The sequence below is a fragment of the Weissella thailandensis genome, assembly GCF_005405465.1.
Classification (GTDB): domain Bacteria; phylum Bacillota; class Bacilli; order Lactobacillales; family Lactobacillaceae; genus Weissella; species Weissella thailandensis.
On the sequence record NZ_BJEC01000001.1, the window covers coordinates 26,332 to 44,617 of the forward strand.

An 18,286-nucleotide genomic window follows, 5' to 3' on the forward strand; every position below is an offset into this window, starting at 1 on the left:
GGCTCCTATGTCAAGAATCCGGACATAAAAGTACGAACAAATTTGACTTTCAATTTAAATTACTTAATTTAATTTTCGGAGGCCGAAGTTTTAGTCCCGTTCAGATTTTAAAAACGCTTTAGAGTATATTAAATAAGCCCCAACATTATTGAATTTAATAGCCTGTAGCTACGCTACAAGTGAAATACGATCACTGTTATACCAACGAATATAGTTATCAATTCCGGCGATTGCTTTATGAATTGTCTTAAAATCCTGGAAATTAACGTATTCACGTTTCAAAATTGAATGAAAACTTTCAATTCGCGCGTTATCGCCGGGCTGACCCTTTCGGGAGTAAGAATGCTTGATACCATACTTCGATAAAGTGTTTTCAAATAAGTCACTTGTGTATTGGCTTCCCATATCACTATGAATAATTTGTGGTTTAACTGCTTGCGCCATGACTTGGGTAATAACGTTAGTCGCTAGTTCTTTAGCCATCTGCGTATTAAGTTGGTAAGCAATAACCCGTCGGGTTACTGGATTATAGACACTAGCTAAGTAACACCAAGTATGGTTAAGGGGAATGTACGTAATATCAGTCAATAAAATACCAGATTGATCAGTTAACTGCTTAATCAAGTTTGGTTGCTGATCATAATCAGTCTGAGTGGTTGGCTTATTGATTCGTTTAACCATTCTAGATCTAATCCCTAATTCACACATTTGTTGATAGACCAGACGCTGACTAACGTGAATATCAGACTGTTGATTTAGTAAGATCGTTAATCGTGGGTAGCCATACATTGGATATCTTAACCAAGCCGTTAACACTTCTTGTTTAATTAAATGCCGGCGGCGTTCAGTTCTACTTGGCTGCCAATGTAGATAATCATAGTAGGTTGAGCGCGGAATTTTGAGTACTGATAAGATACGCGTAATGCGGTGCCCAACAAGTAAATTAGCGTTGACGACTTCTAACACGAGGGCACGCCCTTTAATAATTAGCTTTTTGCCATGAGCACCGCCGCTCGTTTTAAAATATCAAGTTCTTCTTTTAACCGTTTATTTTCTTTAATCAGAGCACGTTCCTTTGATGATAGCACTTTAGTGTTGTTAGGATCAGCTTGTTTAATCCACTTAGTGACCGTTGAAACACTGACGTTGTATTCTTTAGCCAGTGAGTTGGCCGAACGGCCAGTCTGGCTTAAGCTAACAATCGATTCTTTAAATTCATTTGGATATTTAATTGCCATAATAAAAAGCTCCTTTATGATGTATTATATCGAACAGTTTGTCCGTAATTCCATTATAGGAGCCCCTTTGCGAAAGATAAGATCAGTAAAAACCATCTAGCTTATCTAACTGCTTGGGTAGCTTAATTTTTTTAAAATTAGAAGGGATCGTTTGTTTGACGTACGCAAAAATAAAAGCGGAGTAAAAAAACAGACACTTTTTTTACACAAACCATGGAATGAACTGACTACTTTCCGCTATTTTACAAATAAGGAAGCCTACGGCTTATTTCGATGCTAGTTATTTTCACAAAAAATGGTACAACGTAATTTATTCTAAAAGAAACTTATTTTAAAAGAATAACAGATGGCGGTTTTTCATTATCTTGAATATGAACAAGCTTATTCTGGGAAAGTCCGAATGCTGGGCTATTGAATAGAAACCAGTTAAGGCAGTGGTGTATAGGTTCTTTTTGGACGATTAAAAAATGAACTGTTTTATATGGAGTATTCTGGAAGGATATTAGTATAGACCCAGTGAGCAGTATTTTTGACACTGAGTTGTTTAAATAGTACGTTTTTATTAGTAGAAATAAAACAAATAGGAGATGAAATAATGAAACAAGTACCAGAAACAAAAATCAAACTAACGGATGTAAAGGAGTTGATTAATAAAGGGTATAACCTTTTAGGTGAGCTTCGTGAAGAAGCAGATGCTCCAGTAGCAAAAGCAGAATTTCTGACAGAAGAAATTACAACCGTTTATGGAGAAGAAGCAGCGCGTAAATTTTATAATCCTGAAAACTTCAAGCGGGAAGGGTCTATGCCAAAAGCAGTATTGAAAACTTTATTTGGTGAAGACGGCGTACAGACGATAGATGGAAAGAAACACCATCAACGTAAAAATTATTTCATGGATTTGATGACTCCAGAACGTATGGAAGACTATAGAGCTATTCTAGATCAAAATCTTGCAACCGAACTCGATCAGCAACATGGCACTTTTGAGTTATTCGACCTTTCTAAAAGAGTTCTCTTTAACTCTATTTGTGAATGGGCTGGAATTAATCTAGCACAGTATGATCCGAAAGAAATCGATAAGCTTGCTAGTAATCAAATATCCATGATTAGCGGAGCCATCACTTCTCCAACGGACCACTTGAAAGGAGTAAAAGACCGTAACGAATCAGAGGGATGGGCTCAATCATTAATTAAAGAAGCTCGCAAAAATCCTGTACCAGGCAAAGAAAATCTTGCCCTCTATACATTCGCACAAGCAGAAGACCTAGAAGGAGAGTTATTACCAGTAGAGGTTGCAGCAGTTGAATTGCTAAACATCATTCGTCCTACTGTAGCACTGACGGTTTGGATGGCCTTAATGGGGCATGCGCTTTTCAGTAAAACGAACTTGTATGACCAATTAAAAGAAGACTTTGATACCCTACAAGATTCCTTTATTCAAGAAATGCGTCGCTACTATCCATTCTTTCCTATGTTACCAGCAATCGCTCTTCGTGATGTAGAAATTGATGGTTACGAAATACCAAAAGATAGCTGGGTTGTCTTAGATATTTATGGTACAAACCATGACGCTCGTACGATTGATCATCCAGAAAAATTTGATATCAAAAGATATATTGGAAAAACAAAAGAAATTTCTTATGAAGAAGAATACGAAATGATTGCGCAAGGTGGAGGAGAATTTAGAAATATGCACCGTTGTGCAGGAGAATGGATTACTCTTCACAGTATGCGTGTCTTTTCTGACCAATTAGTAAATAAATATAACTTTAGTATTCCCGAACAAGACTGGACCGTTCCAATGAACCAATTTCCTACGTATCCAAATAGTAAAGCATTGTTGTTTAAAGAATGATTTAAAAATAAAAGTTTGGTAGCGAGCTCCCGATAAAATGGTACCCATGTCAAGGACACAATAAAACAAGAGATTAAGCTGCTTGAAGATACCTCCTATATTGAATAGGGGTCATCTTTTTTAAATTCCATTGATAACGGTAATTGTTAGAGTAACGTAAGCGCCTAATAGAAAGGTACCTAGAAAATGAAAAAGGACACCTCTATACTGAGAGGTGGGCTCCTATGTCAAGAATCCGGACATAAAAGTACGAACAAATTTGACTTTCAATTTAAATTACTTAATTTAATTTTCGGAGGCCGAAGTTTTAGTCCCGTTCAGATTTTAAAAACGCTTTAGAGTATATTAAATAAGCCCCAACATTATTGAATTTAATAGCCTGTAGCTACGCTACAAGTGAAATACGATCACTGTTATACCAACGAATATAGTTATCAATTCCGGCGATTGCTTCATGAATTGTCTTAAAATCTTGGAAATTAACGTATTCACGTTTCAAAATTGAATGAAAACTTTCAATTCGCGCGTTATCGCCGGGCTGACCCTTTCGGGAGTAAGAATGCTTGATACCATACTTCGATAAAGTGTTTTCAAATAAGTCACTTGTGTATTGGCTTCCCATATCACTATGAATAATTTGTGGTTTAACTGCTTGCGCCATGACTTGGGTAATAACGTTAGTCGCTAGTTCTTTAGCCATCTGCGTATTAAGTTGGTAAGCAATAACCCGTCGGGTTACTGGATTATAGACACTAGCTAAGTAACACCAAGTATGGTTAAGGGGAATGTACGTAATATCAGTCAATAAAATACCAGATTGATCAGTTAACTGCTTAATCAAGTTTGGTTGCTGATCATAATCAGTCTGAGTGGTTGGCTTATTGATTCGTTTAACCATTCTAGATCTAATCCCTAATTCACACATTTGTCGATAGACCAGACGCTGACTAACGTGAATATCAGACTGTTGATTTAGTAAGATCGTTAATCGTGGGTAGCCATACATTGGATATCTTAACCAAGCCGTTAACACTTCTTGTTTAATTAAATGCCGGCGGCGTTCAGTTCTACTTGGCTGCCAATGTAGATAATCATAGTAGGTTGAGCGCGGAATTTTGAGTACTGATAAGATACGCGTAATGCGGTGCCCAACAAGTAAATTAGCGTTGACGACTTCTAACACGAGGGCACGCCCTTTAATAATTAGCTTTTTGCCATGAGCACCGCCGCTCGTTTTAAAATATCAAGTTTTTCTTTTAACCGTTTATTTTCTTTAATCAGAGCACGTTCATTTGATGATAGCACTTTAGTGTTGTTAGGATCAGCTTGTTTCATCCACTTAGTGACCGTTGAAACACTGACGTTGTATTTTTTAGCCAGTGAGTTGGCCGAACGGCCAGTCTGACTTAAGCTAACAATCGATTCTTTAAATTCATTTGAATATTTAATTGCCATAATAAAAAGCTCCTTTATGATGTATTATATCGAACAGTTTGTCCGTAATTCCATCATAGGAGCCATACTTAGCCATATGAAAAAGGCGTCCAACATGAATTTTGTGTTGAACGCCTTTTATTATGCACTTAATTAATCTTTTGATTGTTGATCTAAGACGGCTTGAAAAATTTCAACGGCAAAACTTGATAAACCGGTATAACCGTTTTGCTTCGCAAGAGCTGTTAATTCCTCTTTCATCGTAGGGGTCATTGTAATTGATACGGATTGCTTGCGTTCACTCGTGGGGTTGGTATTGATATTAAGACTAGCTACTAAATCAGCAGTGTTGTGTTGGCGAACGGGGTTTTGAGCAAAGGCCTCTTTCATCTGTTGGTCACTAGTGGATTGTTTTGAATTAAATGACATAAATATACTCCTAACTGTGTTGATTATCTTGCAAAGTTTGCGTCATATTCGTGAATTGGGTTATTAACTGCTCTTTAAAACCGGGGTACTGTCTTAAGATACTAGCGGGCATCTCAACGACGGCTTGTTTTTGAGCGGTTGATTTGCGCATGATTTCACGGGCGTCAATTTGGGCAATGACATTTGGCATCGTTGCTAATGCTTCACGAAACTGGCGACTTTCAATGGTATTATGTTGGATTTTATTACCAACATAATAAACTTGGGCATCAATATCACTGACGCCCGTCCGGGGGTCAATACTGTCTTGTTGGTATTCGGTCATGCGGAGTTCAAATTGGGTTTTGAGCTGTTTAAAACCATACTCACTGGGTTCCAACGGCACGATGACGGCATCACTAACTGCAATCATATTTTTCGTGAGTAAACCAAATTCTGGATGGGTATCAATCAAAATGTAGTCGTAAGACTGGATAGTATCGACGTGTAGACGCATCCACTGCATCAATAAATATTCACGATACATTTTCGTTTGAATTAACCCTTCAACGCGATCCAAATTGGGCGAAGCCGGTAATAAATCAATATTTTGGGTAACTGGTCGGATGACGGGTTCACCACCAATAAATACATCTAATAACGTGTTTTCGTTGGTAATTAAATCATATGTGGCACTTAAGTTAGCCTGAAAATCACCATCGATTAATAGGACGTGATAATTGTGTTGTGCCAGCCAGGCATCGTAATTAAAGACCAGCGTGGTTTTACCAACGCCACCTTTTGATCCAGTAAATGTCATAATTTGCATCATTATTTCCTCGCTTGTTTATTTGTCAAAATGAAAGTTTGGTTAGTTAATCAAAGAAATAATGTAACGCTGTAAACAGTATAACACCAGGCTTTTATTAAGGGTATACGATACGTATATCTTTAAACATACTTAATATTATACGCATAAGTATACGTATAATTACACTTATAAATATACTTAACCGTATAACAATACGTATACGGTTAAGTATAACGTTACATGCTTGATTTTTTCTTTGGGACACTTTTACATATGCCTTAAAAAATTCGTTACGATAACGGTAGTTAATCAAAGAAATAAATTATTGAAAGGTGGCATTTTTATGCAAGGTTATAACTATCGTGAGTTTTCACCAGGTAACAACATCTGGCAAAAACAACCACGACTTTTATTTTTAAATTTTGAACGACTAGCGGTATTAGGAGGCTTTTTCATGTTTACCTATATCATGCTATCCAAAGCGTTTTCGTATCAATTAACGTTTTCAAAAGACTTTTTTCTGGTGGTCATGGTGGTGACAGCAATTTACGCCATCTTACCAGCACCCAGCAATCCGAATAGTTTAGTGATTGATGAAGTTTTTGTACGCGGGCCGAAAACGGTCAGTTCACAAAGTCTGCACGGCTCAATGAAATGCATGCCGTTGGAAAAGGAGGATTAAATGGGGTTTAAACAACAAAAAAAGCACCAACTATCGCTAAAACAAGTAGCCGAATTAAGGCGACCAAAAGTTGATCTGTTGGATTTATTACCGTTTAAACGATTTGAAGGTGAGGATAATTTATTAGTGTTAGCCGGTAATGATAAACAAGATGCTGGTTATATGGATATGTTAACGATTTATGGTAAAGACTTAGATTTCGTCTATGGTGTCGGTTCCGAAGGAGCCTCAAATATCATTCGTGACTACCATTTGTTACTAAATACGTTTACCAGTGATTTTGATATTATCATTACCCGGATGGCTGCTGAAACTACCATCCAACAACGGGCTTGGTTGGCTAATCGGCAAGCAATTGATGCAGAAATGGCCCAAACCACAGATGAACGCCGTTATCGGCAATTACAACTACGCCATCGATTAGTCGCGGATCAAATCGCCAGTTTACGCCACGTGGCCGAAAACGTGAAGCACCAAAGCTATACGGCTTTTATTTATGGTGAATCAGCAGCAGAAGCCCGGACCGCCAGAGAAATCTTTATTAGTTCTGGTGGCCGTGCTATCACAGCCCAACCGATGTCATTAAAACAAAAGCAAACGATGTTGCAGATCTTACAAGATCCGACGCAACAATTAAATCAATAAACAAGCAATAAATTAAAGGAGGCGTAAACATGAAAAAAAGTGTAGCCGCAAAACTACGCAATCAAGCCTATGATTTAGATTTAATCTGGCAGGTCCAAAATCCGAGTCCTACCATTTATCATTCTGATTATATTCATTTTGGGAATGGAGTCGGCACGATTGTCACCATTTATGATTATCCCAAAGAAACGCAACAACAAATGTGGTTCCGTAATTTGTTAGATACGGATAACACGATTACGATTCTCAAAGTCGGGACTGAATCACGGGCCAAAGTCGAAAAAGCCTTACAAGATGCAGCGAATGCCAATAACGCGATTTTAGGGGATAAGTGGCAAAACGATCAACGCAAGTTGTTGGCTGGTAATGAGTACCAACAAAATATGGCTGATTTAAATGACGCCTTAAACGGCCAAGAAATCTATAAACGTCTATATGTTCGCGTATTATTTACCGAACGCACGATTGAAAAATTGCGCATGAAGCTAGATGATTTCCGACAACGTTTAAGTAACTACAAGTCGATGGTCTATGCTGGCGAAATGGCTAATCATATGCGCCAATTCTTTATTCCAGCGATGAAAGTACAAGATATTGCGCTCAAAGATAAAGGCTTCCCCATGAAATCTTATTCATTGGCCGGCACTTATGCCTTTAACCAAACATTTTTGGCTGATCCACGGGGTGCCAATTTGGCCACGACTTTTCAAGGGGGTGAGGTCACCTTTGATCCCAGTCATTCAGATGGTAAACATCGTACCACGGCCTATAACTTAATTATTGGTGATTCTGGTTCAGGTAAATCAACCTGGATGCATCAACAACTGGACCCGCTATTTGCTCGTGGCGACACGATTTGGTTATTCGATCGTACCCGCCGGTACTTTCCCCACATTCAACAGTTGGGGGGCCTAATTCTAACCATGGATGGTTCCCAAAACCGGGTTAATATCTTGCATATCTTTGGTACAGTGCTAGATGAACATGGTCAAATTGATGTCATTAATTCCTTTTTACAACACTTAGAAAAGGTTAAAACGTATTATGCCACCTTAAATCCAGAAGCCGGTGTGGGTGAATTGAATCTATTCATGGATGAATTACGACGCTTTTATATTGAAGATCAAGAGATGTGGTCGTATTCACCTGAAGATCACCCGGAAGAATTACGGATTATTGGATTAGATGCAAATGCCTATCCAACTTTGGAAACGTTTATTAGTTATCTACAAGCCCGACAACTAAATGCGCGTGACTTTACCGGTAATAACCGAGACCGCTTAGATAATATTGTCATGGTATTAAATAATCTTTTGAATCAATATGGCTCGAAAGTGAATGGTCATACGAATGTGCCTGATTTGTCAGACGAACAATTAATCATGTTTGATACGTCAGGTATGGCCGAATGGGAACCAAAAGTTTACGCTGCGCAATATTTTAGTATTATGTCGTTAATGAATGCTTATGTCGTCATGAATGGGTATCAACAGTTAGCCCGAGAACAACGTGGTGAATTTACCAAGCAAACGGTTGCCAATGGAACGGCAGCACCGAAATACTTCTGGTGGATCCAGGATGAGGCTGATGACGTCATTAACTATAATAACCCGTTAGGCGTTTCGTTTGCCGATAAGATGATGCAACAACAGCGTAAGAATTACTTTGGGTTATTTATGATTTTCCCCGGTTTAAAGAACGTATTACCGACTGGACAACAACAAGATTCAGAATAAACCCGTGCGATGACCGACTTTTTGAATCGTTTCCAAAATCATCATATTGGCCGGCTACCAGAAGATGACAAAAATCGTTATGCCAGCGTGACGAGTCGTTCAGATGCCACGCCGGATCAATTAGATACGTTACCGATGTTACAAGTGGGACAATTCTTATTAATTCTGCGGGGTTACGAATCAATTTTTATTACAGCTTATCGGCCAACCGATGCCCAATTACGGATGTATGGTGGAGGTATCTAAATGAGTCAAAAAGAACATAATAAAAGCCGTTTAAATCGTTATAAACCCAGTACCATTCGGGCGGATGCACAACGGGATTATGAACATTATAAAGCAACAGGTGAATGGCCCAAAAAGGACCCGGCAGTGGTGAAACGCACGTTACGTTTAGTCTTAATCACTGTCATGATTTTCTTAATGCTTGCCATCGTGTTGCTATTACAAGCGATAGGGGGTTAGACCATGAAAAAAGCCATTACAGTCTGGTTTTGGGTTAAAATCTTGGTGCCGATACTGCTTGTGTTAATTGGTTTATTATTCTTCTTTCTGGTAGTGATTAATCTGTTAGCCGGTGGCAGTAGTGATGATAGTCAAGTTTGCTACCCCAGTAATAACGACACTTCTGCTGGTGCCGGCATTGGTGGTGATTGGAAAGATAGTAAATCCAAAACCCACAAAGCGATGCAAGCAGCAGCTGATAAATTTAAAAATGAGTTACATATGAGCGGCGATAACATTGCTGCAGCATTAGCGATTGGGTTACGTGAAAGTCAATTTAATCCCAAAGCTGAAAATCCGAGCGGACAAGTGAAAGGGATTTGGCAATGGGGTGCTGGTGGTGTGAATGGTAATCGATATAAAGACACGCAAGACAATGTTGATAGCCAAGTTAATTTAGCAATTAAAGAATTAAAGTCTAGTCATGCAGCCACCTTAACGCATATGCGTAATGCCGACTTAACGCATTCGTTAGAAGCATGGGACGTGCATTTTGAAGGTGTCGCCGCCTCGGACCCACAGCGTAAGTCAACACAAACCTTAGCGACAGCGCAAAGGGTTAAGCAGGTGTTTAAGTTAGACTTTTCCGGGAGCTTAACGGACCTCACCGGCGATGATGCCACCACGGCTCAAGGTGGTGCCACATTGAACCCTAATAATTGTCCACCAGCAACTGGAACGAGTTCTGGATTACCCGTTAAAGGCCAGTACAACATTACCGGGGGTTATCCGAACTACCAAGGTGCCGGGGGTAGTCCGCATTACGGCATGGACTTTCAAACGGTGGGCGCCAAGGAAAATGGTGATGCCAGCAATGTTTATGCTGTTGCCGACGGTAAAGTCTATACCAAAGCCTTTGATGCCACGGGGGGTAACAATGTCATTATCAAAAATAACGATGGTAGTTATACCTATTATGGGCATGCCCCTTCACAAGAATCAATTGTTGTAAATAAAGGGGATACCGTCCATAAAGGACAACATATCTCACACCAAGGCCAAACCGGTCTCGCAACGGGTGTGCATGTGCACTTTGGGGTTAATAAGAAGAAGCCCGCTTTCGCACCTCAATCAGATGGGCTCGTAAGTGGTGGCGATTATCTATCAAAAGTGCCCCGTAAAGCAGTTCCGGAAAAGGGGCAAACCATACCTGCCGGACCATTTTCAACTGATCAAGACAAAGATAAAAAGTAGGTATTAAACATGAAAGTTAAACAATATGCAACCACGATACTGGCTTTGTTAGTGAGTATTGTGATTGCCGTTGGCGGTTACTGGACATGGCGTAATTATACGTACCATGACACCAAGCAGCCCCAACAAATCTTACAGCAACAACAGAAAACACAGGATGACGTCGTGTTAATTTTTCATAAAACGGGTTGTCCGGATTGTCAGCAAGTGGTCCGACAGGTGAATCAAGCCGTGCAAGCAGGCCAAGCCGATCACTACGTGATGGTGGATACCAAAGATTCAAACTTATATCAAAAATATAATGTGATTGAAGTACCCACGGCCATTCATTTAAAGGCCGGTCAGGAAGTGGCCCGGTACGCAGGTGCCAATAATCCGGATCGTTTAGTTAACGTCATTAAAGCCACGAAGGAGTAAGCCATGGACAAACAAAAAGTCACGAAAGGGCTACTGAAACTAGTATTAGGGTTAAGCATAATCTTTGCGGTTCTGGCCTTTGTTTACGACCAAAAGCAGTCCCAGCAACAACAGACAACTCAACAGCAAGTCCAACAAGTCAAACACCAACAAAAAAATACCCAGCAAAAACGCCAAACCCAAGAAAAATTAGTTGCTGATGCCGTTTATCAAAAGCGGGCGGTGGCATTTTTGAATCGTGCGTTAGCGCGTGCCACGAAATCAGGAGATATTAGTGCTAAGGATGAGACTTATGGGAACGCCGATGTTTATACGGCGATTCAAGCAATGGCCGGTATGAATAGCGGCATGAAATTAACCCATCATGATTTACAATTCAACAAAATGGCTGATGGGGAAATTGTCGGTGAGGGTCAAATTGAGATTGAAGCCTTTGGTATTTCGGATGATAAAAAGGCTAAGACGCGCCATGTCAAATCAAAATTTACCGTCTTATTGACCTTAGACCAATATCAAGGTCAGTTACGCGTTGAAAGCATCAAGTTAGGGGAGGTGAAAGCCAGTGAAAATGCCAAAGATACCGTCTACTAAGTGGTTCTATTTGATTACTAGCGGGTTAAGTGTTGTGGCCATCGTGATGGGGTGTGTCTTCATGCTTAATGGAGCTAATCATCAAACTGAACGTCAGCAACAGCAAGCACACATTAAGCAACAACAGACGCAATGTAAGTTGTCAAACTTTGAACGAGAACGCCCGTTGTGTAGTCGGACTGAAGAACGGTTAGATACGTTTATGAGTGCTTACTTTAATTATGATGATCAAAAAGCCTATAATCAGCGCCGTCAAGCCGCTAAAAAAGTGGTGAGTCCCGCAGTTTATGATAACCGACGGTTATTTAAAGAAGATAAGTACAGTAAAACCCGGCAGTTAGGCTTACAATCGACGTTTGTTAAAAATCAGATTGTGCCAACCAAAATTACCGATCAGCAACTAGAAGCAACCGTTTATACAACGCAAGAGTTAAACTTTAAAGATGAAGAAGGGCAAGATACCATTAAAGTTTTTCATATTATGTATGATGGCAAAACTGATAAACTAGTTAAAATTGATCAACAGGGGGTCTACAATATCGCCGTTGATAGTACGGAAACTGTTGATTAATAAAAGTATTCCAAATTAAGAGGAGGGCGTCATATGAATTGGATACCACACATTATGGCTGCTGGTCAGGGGGATTTAAATAGTCCAGCAGCGCAAGAGTTGGGCCACAAATATTGGCAAACGTCGGCACAAGGACATTATATTGTTGATTATGATGCCAAGTACTTTAGTAGTTTAATTGAACTCAGTCGGTATTTACGCGTCACCCAAGTCCAATTGAGATTAGCAATGATCAAGGCTGACGAACGTCATAGTCATCAATTCACGATGAATGATCATATTATTCGCTTTAATAACAATGAGGGCTATCAATCATTTTTGAAGCCCCAATCATAAACGTATACGCATTAACATACGAGTAAGTATACGGTATATCATACGCAATCGTATACGATACGTATACGTAAAATTATCGTTCGTGACAATTAGTTAATGTGCTATACTAACTTTGGTAATTAGATTTCAAGAACAACCGTTCACTTGGTGCCGTGCACTGCCAAGTTGAGCGGTTATTCTTTTTTTAATGACTTAAAAATTTCTTTGGGACACTTTTACATAGGCCTTTAAAAATTCGTTACGATAGGGTTGCACTAGAGATAGTGACATTTAAATTTTTGGAGGTCAGACAATGACAACATATACAAAACCATGGTCACGCGGCTTCGTGACGGCAACGCTTAGTGTAGGGACAATACTATTAGCTAGTAGTCAAGCAACCTTAGTCCACGCAGCTGCTTTGGAAGAAACGGCTAAAAACACCGGTAGTAAAGTGATTACCTTTTTAATTTTGCTAACGGTTGTTTTAGGAGCGATTGGGGCCGCTTTAGGTATTGCCATGATGGCATCAGGTAATCAAATGCTGCATGCGTCTGGTACGAAAAAAATCATGATTGGTTTAGCAAGTATTGTGGGAATCCTATGCTTGAGCCTTGGGGTAACTTGGATCGTTAATACCGTTACCAGTGCCGGTGGTGGCTTTAACTGGACTTGGCCATTTTAAGCGGCTGTATTTAATTTGAAAGGAGGGACATATGCATTGGTTAAAAGCAAAGAAACGACAACCGCCGGTTGATTTAGGCGATTATCGCGCCCAAGTGGTTAAAAGTACGTTAGATCGTGACAATCCGTTGATTAAACAATTGCTGGCTGATACGGGTCAAGTGATGCAAACCTGGCCTAATCTGAAACTAGATGAGTTAAAAACGCTGACAGAAAAAATACAACAAAACGTGGTGACTTCTACCGGTGAAGTGGTGCCGTTAGGTGACATCAGCTTTTTAACGGTAGACCCGAAAAACCCGAAGAAAACGGTGGAAACGGGCTTAACCTGGGAAAACGCTGTGGTAAGAAGCGACATGGAAAATTTTGTCGTGGAAATAGTCAATCAAGTATTGAACGATGAACAAGTACGTCTGGCCGATGATTTGACGTATCAAGAATTAACAGACGCATTGACAGCCTTTTTAACTGCCAGTCATGAGCTAGGAGGCTTTACTGATCAAGAGTTACCGACCTTGCCCAGTGAAGACGAATATATTGAAGCCGTTGAGCATAATGAGCTCTTTAACCGGTTACCACAACGGTTAGTGGTTCGTGATGAACCCACGACTGATCAACCTGAACAGACGGTTAAATCAAGCCAACCACAATCTGAAACAACCTTATCAGAAGCTTCATCACAAGCAGCTAACGATGCTGAACCAGCTAGTGCAGCTAGTCAAGCTGCAACAGCAGCTGTCGCAGATGCTGCTTCGGTTGCCACGCAACCGGTAATGCCAGCTGCAGCTACCGCCGATAGCACTTTAACCATTGCCAAACTTATTCAAGCCTTTCAAGTTAAAACTTCGTTTTTCAAAACGAAACCGTTGGATGAAAAACAAACGGTGGTACCGGAAAGCGATGATTATGTTGACGTGATGATGGTACGCGAAACTAAAGAAGCAAATGCCTTCATGCAACAAACCGCCGATAAGGTGGCCGATGCTTACCGTGAGACACTGACGCAAAACATTGCCGATGTGCATGAAGATACGCAAGCCATTGATGACTTGCTAACAACAGATTGGCAAACACCAATTAAACAACAGGTAACGCAACGCCATACGAAAGATTATGGCAATCGTTTGGACAATTCGTTAGCAGCTTTAGATAATGATTATCAACAGGCTGTTGCCGAAGAAGAACAACGTCATGAACAAACGTTAACCAAGCTTGAACAGCAATTAACCATTGATAAAGCCAAAACAACGGCTAAATTAACGGGTGATCGTGACCAAATTATTCAACATGAAATTGCCCAAATTATTACCACGCAAAAGCAATATATCGAGCAAGAAGTGCAACAATTACGCTATAACCAAGCCGAATTTAAACGCCACAAAGTGATTGACCAAATTGTGGCTGGGCAAAAGGAAGCTAATGACTTAATGACAAAAGCTTATCGGCAGTTATCAAGTGATTTAGAAGTACGCCGCCAAGATTTTATTAAGGAACATGAACATGCCTTAGGCATCCGTGAGGATTCAGATAAAGCCCAAGCTGAAAAGGAACGCCTCCAATTTGCGAATGCAGAAGTGCTTAATCTTGAGAAACGCCATGACCAATTGAAATCAGTTAAAATGGCCCTAGAAGGTCAAATTGGTCAACTGCAAGCTGAATCATCTAAGTGGCAATTCCGTGCGGAAACGGCTCAAGAAGATTTGGAACGCGTTAAGCAACAATTGGTTGAAGTTAATCAACAATATGAGCATCGTTTACAGAGTGATCAAGTCGATTTAGCCCAACACCAAGAATTGGCACAACAAGCCTGCCAAGCTAAGTTAGCCAAGTGGTTACATCCATTTAAAAATCGGCAAAAAGAAACGAAGCATGTCTCACAGCCGTGAGACGAATCACGTCATGCCTGGTGGTTAGTCTTAGATTGGCTGAGTTTCGAAATTTGTCGATATAATAATCTTGTGTGGATAGTAAAGTGCCACAAAAAATGGAGGGAATATGAATACGATAACATAGATAAATATTATGTAATACATTTTTAAAATTAGATTTAATATATGATATAATAGCCGCGTGGATTTACAGAAAATTAGATATACCTAGTTTTCATGACGCTTTAAATGGTAGTTATTAAAAGACATTCACTATAAATGAATGTCTTTTTGATTACGTAATGATTTTTTAAATCAACTTGTAAAAAAATATTCAAAAAAATAATTATGGAGTAGTATCTATGATAGAGTAGCCGATTTAGTAGTTGAATAAGTATTAATTAACCATGACGGAAGTTATTTATCAATTAACCTTCTGTAACGTGATTTAAAAACTGCTAGACGATTTTTAATCGATATATTTCTTTATATGTGGTATTACTTTGTTCATAGTATCTAGAGAGTTGAATTGCCAATAAATATAGAAAGTTGTTATAAAATGACCCCCAATAAAAGATTAAACATTACAGAAATTGAAGATAATATATCTAAATTAGTTACAGTGAATAATAAAGAAAAATTCATTATTGAATTTTTAAATAACTTCGCTATCCCTCAAACTTCTATTACCCGTGCTAATCGAAAATTTCAAGAGGGAGAGCCTTTTACAATTAAAAATAAGCTATATTATTTTGAAACCGAAGATGATGTTGTTAAAGGTGTGGATGCAATTCAGCAAAAAATTAAAGGCGAGAAATCTAAGCCAAGATTTATTATCGCTAATAATTTTAAAAATTTTGCTGCATTTGATACTAAGACAACAGCAACTCTCAACATTTTATTTACAGAGTTGCCTCAGAATGCAGACTTTTTTTACCTTGGAATGGGATAGAGAAAACGGATTATCAAGCGGAAAGTCCTGCAGATCGAAAAGCGGCCGAACGATTTGCACGGCTTTATGATGCTTTAGCTAAGGACAATCCTAGCACGGATGAACATACTTTCAATTTATTTTTAATTCGTATACTATTTTTATTGTTTGCAGAAGATACAAATATTATGAAAAAAAGTGTTTTTACTAATATTTTAAAGGCGCGTACTAATGATGATGGTAGTAACTTAAATGAAATTATAACCGCAGTGTTTGCTGTTTTGGATGTCCCTATAGATGCACGCTCTACTAAAGAAAATTGGTTATTAGATCTTCCATATGTTAATGGTAAACTTTTCAGAGAAAAGCATACATCGTTGTTGTTTACACGTAATTCCCGAAAGTTACTTATTGAAGCAGGTGAACTATTAAATTGGCAGGAAATCAATCCAGACATCTTGGGTTCAATGATTCAGTCAGTGGCGTCTGCTGAAAATAGACATGTTACTGGTATGCATTACACAAGTGTACCTAATATTATGAAGGTGATTAAGCCACTATTCCTAGACAAAGTTACTAATGCTTTTGAATCACTTAAGGAGCGATTAGAACAAAGTAACGAGAAAAATATCACTGAAAAAACACGTAATGCAAACCGTAAAGATATTTTGAATTCTTTAAATGTATTACATGAACGAATCTCATCCATTAAATTTTTGGATCCTGCTAGTGGTTCTGGTAATTTTTTGATAATTGCTTACAAGGAAATTAGGCGGCTTGAAATTAAAATTATTTTATTAGAACAAGAAATTGAACAGCCTGATCAAATGCCAATGTCTTCAATCCGGTTAGATAATTTTAATGGTATTGAAATAGATGATTTTGCCCATGAAGTTGCAAAAATATCGTTATGGATAGCAGAGCATCAAATGAATATGGAAATGGAAGAAGCTATTCCAGGAACTATTGCGCAACTTTTGCCTTTAAAAGATGCAGGGAATATCATTATTGGCAACTCTCTCAGAATGGATTGGGACAAGGTGGTTCCACACACTTCTGAAGATGAAATATATATTATGGGAAATCCGCCATATTTAGGAGCAAAGTTACAAAGTAAACAACAAAAAGAAGACCTGGCTTATGTACTTGGTAGTTCTATAAACTCAAAAAAAGTGGATTATATTACAGGATGGTTTTATAAGGGATCTCAGTTTATTGCAAAGTCAAACAGTCAGCTAGCTTTTGTTTCAACAAACTCAATTAATCAGGGTGAACAGGTTTCTTTAATTTGGTCTAATCTTCTTAAATATACAAAAATCTCTTTTGCTTACACATCATTCAAATGGGGAAATAGTGCAAAAAAAATGCTGGTGTAACTGTAGTAATTATTGGATTGATATCTAAAAGAATGAAAACTCTTAATTATTTGTTTTCGGATACCAAAATGCAGTTAGTGGAGAATATTAATCCATATCTAACTACGGCGCCGAATGTACTTGTGTCTAATAGTAGTGTAAGTATTTCAAACTTTCCAAAAATGGTATTTGGTAGTATGCCACGAGATGGAGGAAATTTTATTTTTTCTGAGAGAGAAAAAAGAACCTTATTTAACAAATATTCGAATCATAAAAGCTTACAAAAATACATGAAACACTATATTGGGGCTAATGAGTTTATTAAAGATGAAGCTAGATACACTTTATGGTTTGAAAATAAAATGCAGTATGATGAAGTTGCCGATATTCCAGAAATAGTTTGGCGTATTGGAAATGTTGAGTCAATGCGACTTGAAAGTAAAGCAAGTTCAACTAAAAAAGCGGGGGAAACGCCTTATTTATTTGTTCAGCGTGGAGAACGTATAGCAGCTTTTGAGAACTACAGAAAAAAACATAATGGTAATGAAAAAGGTATAACTCAAATTATTGTTCCTCGTGTGTCATCTGAAAATCGAGAGTATGTTCCAATGGGTTATGTGAATGAAAATACTGTTATATCTGATTTCAGCTATGGCTATATATAATGCGCCCATGTGGCTTTTAGGTATACTTGAATCCCGCATGCATATGGTGTGGCTACGTTCAGTGGGTGGGAAACTGGAAACACGTTATCGTTACTCAGCAGGGTTAGTTTATAACACCTTTCCAATCAAAGGACTTTCAACTCAACGAAAAAATGAAATGACTCGTGTTATGACGGAAATCCTCGAATTACGAGAATACGATGGAGGTACATTGGCTGAACTATATAATAAAGATACAATGCCAGAAAATCTACGTAAAAAGCATGAGGAACTCGACGGGATAGTAGATCGTGCATATCAACAACGCCCATTTGAAAGTGATGAAAAACGCTTAGACATATTACTCAATTTGTATCAAAAAATGACAACAAAAGAAGGATAA

The 18,286-nt window shown here is 38.6% G+C and carries 17 protein-coding genes and 1 pseudogene; 14 read left to right on the top strand and 4 right to left on the bottom strand.

Features of this window, described 5'->3' with window-relative positions; translation table 11 throughout:
- Positions 1–168: 168 nt before the first annotated feature.
- Positions 169–1,238, bottom strand: a protein-coding gene (locus tag FFM62_RS00140) for an IS3 family transposase (protein WP_137604526.1) whose coding sequence is annotated in 2 segments (ribosomal slippage) — positions 169–1,022 and positions 1,022–1,238 — 1,071 coding nt in all. Because the reading frame shifts where the segments join, the coding sequence is not laid out codon by codon here.
- Positions 1,239–1,833: 595 nt separating this feature from the next.
- Here FFM62_RS00140 and FFM62_RS00145 point away from each other — a divergent pair.
- Positions 1,834–3,093 (top strand): cytochrome P450, encoded by a 1,260-nt coding sequence (locus FFM62_RS00145; RefSeq protein ID WP_087511045.1) that lies wholly within the window; start codon positions 1,834–1,836, stop codon positions 3,091–3,093.
- 385 nt (positions 3,094–3,478) lie between these two features.
- Here the strand turns inward: FFM62_RS00145 and FFM62_RS00150 are convergent.
- From FFM62_RS00150 to FFM62_RS00160, 3 genes are all read right to left on the bottom strand, one after another.
- Positions 3,479–4,548, bottom strand: a protein-coding gene (locus FFM62_RS00150) for an IS3 family transposase (protein WP_137604527.1) whose coding sequence is annotated in 2 segments (ribosomal slippage) — positions 3,479–4,332 and positions 4,332–4,548 — 1,071 coding nt in all. Because the reading frame shifts where the segments join, the coding sequence is not laid out codon by codon here.
- Between the two features lie 132 nt (positions 4,549–4,680).
- The gene (locus FFM62_RS00155) at positions 4,681–4,956 is read right to left on the bottom strand and encodes a hypothetical protein (RefSeq protein WP_115470333.1); all 276 of its coding nucleotides are present in this window, start codon (positions 4,954–4,956) and stop codon (positions 4,681–4,683) included.
- 10 nt (positions 4,957–4,966) lie between these two features.
- The gene (locus FFM62_RS00160) at positions 4,967–5,767 is read right to left on the bottom strand and encodes a ParA family protein (RefSeq protein WP_115470334.1); all 801 of its coding nucleotides are present in this window, start codon (positions 5,765–5,767) and stop codon (positions 4,967–4,969) included.
- A gap of 322 nt (positions 5,768–6,089) precedes the next feature.
- Between FFM62_RS00160 and FFM62_RS00165 the strand changes: the two genes are divergently transcribed.
- The 13 genes and pseudogenes from FFM62_RS00165 (at position 6,090) to FFM62_RS00225 (ending at position 18,286) form a co-directional block, all read left to right on the top strand.
- Complete coding sequence (locus FFM62_RS00165; RefSeq protein WP_115470335.1) at positions 6,090–6,428, top strand: hypothetical protein; 339 nt, start codon at positions 6,090–6,092, stop codon at positions 6,426–6,428.
- A complete protein-coding gene (locus FFM62_RS00170) occupies positions 6,429–7,073 on the top strand; it encodes a hypothetical protein (RefSeq protein ID WP_115470336.1) in 645 nt (214 codons plus the stop codon).
- Positions 7,074–7,102: 29 nt separating this feature from the next.
- Positions 7,103–8,809: a putative type IV secretion/conjugal transfer ATPase gene (locus FFM62_RS00175; RefSeq protein ID WP_115470337.1), complete on the top strand. Its 1,707-nt coding sequence runs from the start codon at positions 7,103–7,105 to the stop codon at positions 8,807–8,809.
- 9 nt (positions 8,810–8,818) lie between these two features.
- Positions 8,819–9,055, top strand: coding sequence for a hypothetical protein (locus FFM62_RS00180; RefSeq protein WP_115470338.1), 237 nt, complete (start codon positions 8,819–8,821; stop codon positions 9,053–9,055).
- Complete coding sequence (locus FFM62_RS00185) at positions 9,056–9,274, top strand: hypothetical protein (RefSeq protein WP_115470339.1); 219 nt, start codon at positions 9,056–9,058, stop codon at positions 9,272–9,274. It abuts the gene before it with no gap.
- Between the two features lie 3 nt (positions 9,275–9,277).
- Positions 9,278–10,507 (top strand): phage tail tip lysozyme, encoded by a 1,230-nt coding sequence (locus FFM62_RS00190; protein ID WP_115470340.1) that lies wholly within the window; start codon positions 9,278–9,280, stop codon positions 10,505–10,507.
- A gap of 9 nt (positions 10,508–10,516) precedes the next feature.
- On the top strand, positions 10,517–10,924 hold the full coding sequence (locus FFM62_RS00195; protein WP_043941714.1) for a thioredoxin family protein: 408 nt from the start codon (positions 10,517–10,519) through the stop codon (positions 10,922–10,924).
- 3 nt (positions 10,925–10,927) lie between these two features.
- On the top strand, positions 10,928–11,515 hold the full coding sequence (locus tag FFM62_RS00200) for a hypothetical protein (protein ID WP_115470341.1): 588 nt from the start codon (positions 10,928–10,930) through the stop codon (positions 11,513–11,515).
- On the top strand, positions 11,487–12,086 hold the full coding sequence (locus tag FFM62_RS00205) for a hypothetical protein (RefSeq protein ID WP_133296296.1): 600 nt from the start codon (positions 11,487–11,489) through the stop codon (positions 12,084–12,086). The genes FFM62_RS00200 and FFM62_RS00205 overlap by 29 nt, the downstream gene beginning before the upstream one ends.
- A 33-nt stretch (positions 12,087–12,119) precedes the next feature.
- A complete protein-coding gene (locus tag FFM62_RS00210; protein ID WP_115470343.1) occupies positions 12,120–12,422 on the top strand; it encodes a hypothetical protein in 303 nt (100 codons plus the stop codon).
- Between the two features lie 292 nt (positions 12,423–12,714).
- On the top strand, positions 12,715–13,086 hold the full coding sequence (locus FFM62_RS00215; protein WP_115470344.1) for a hypothetical protein: 372 nt from the start codon (positions 12,715–12,717) through the stop codon (positions 13,084–13,086).
- A 31-nt stretch (positions 13,087–13,117) separates the two neighbouring features.
- Entirely contained in the window at positions 13,118–14,971 is a 1,854-nt protein-coding gene (locus FFM62_RS00220) for a hypothetical protein (RefSeq protein WP_115470345.1), read from the top strand.
- A 541-nt stretch (positions 14,972–15,512) separates the two neighbouring features.
- Positions 15,513–18,286 (top strand): annotated as a pseudogene (locus FFM62_RS00225) (class I SAM-dependent DNA methyltransferase).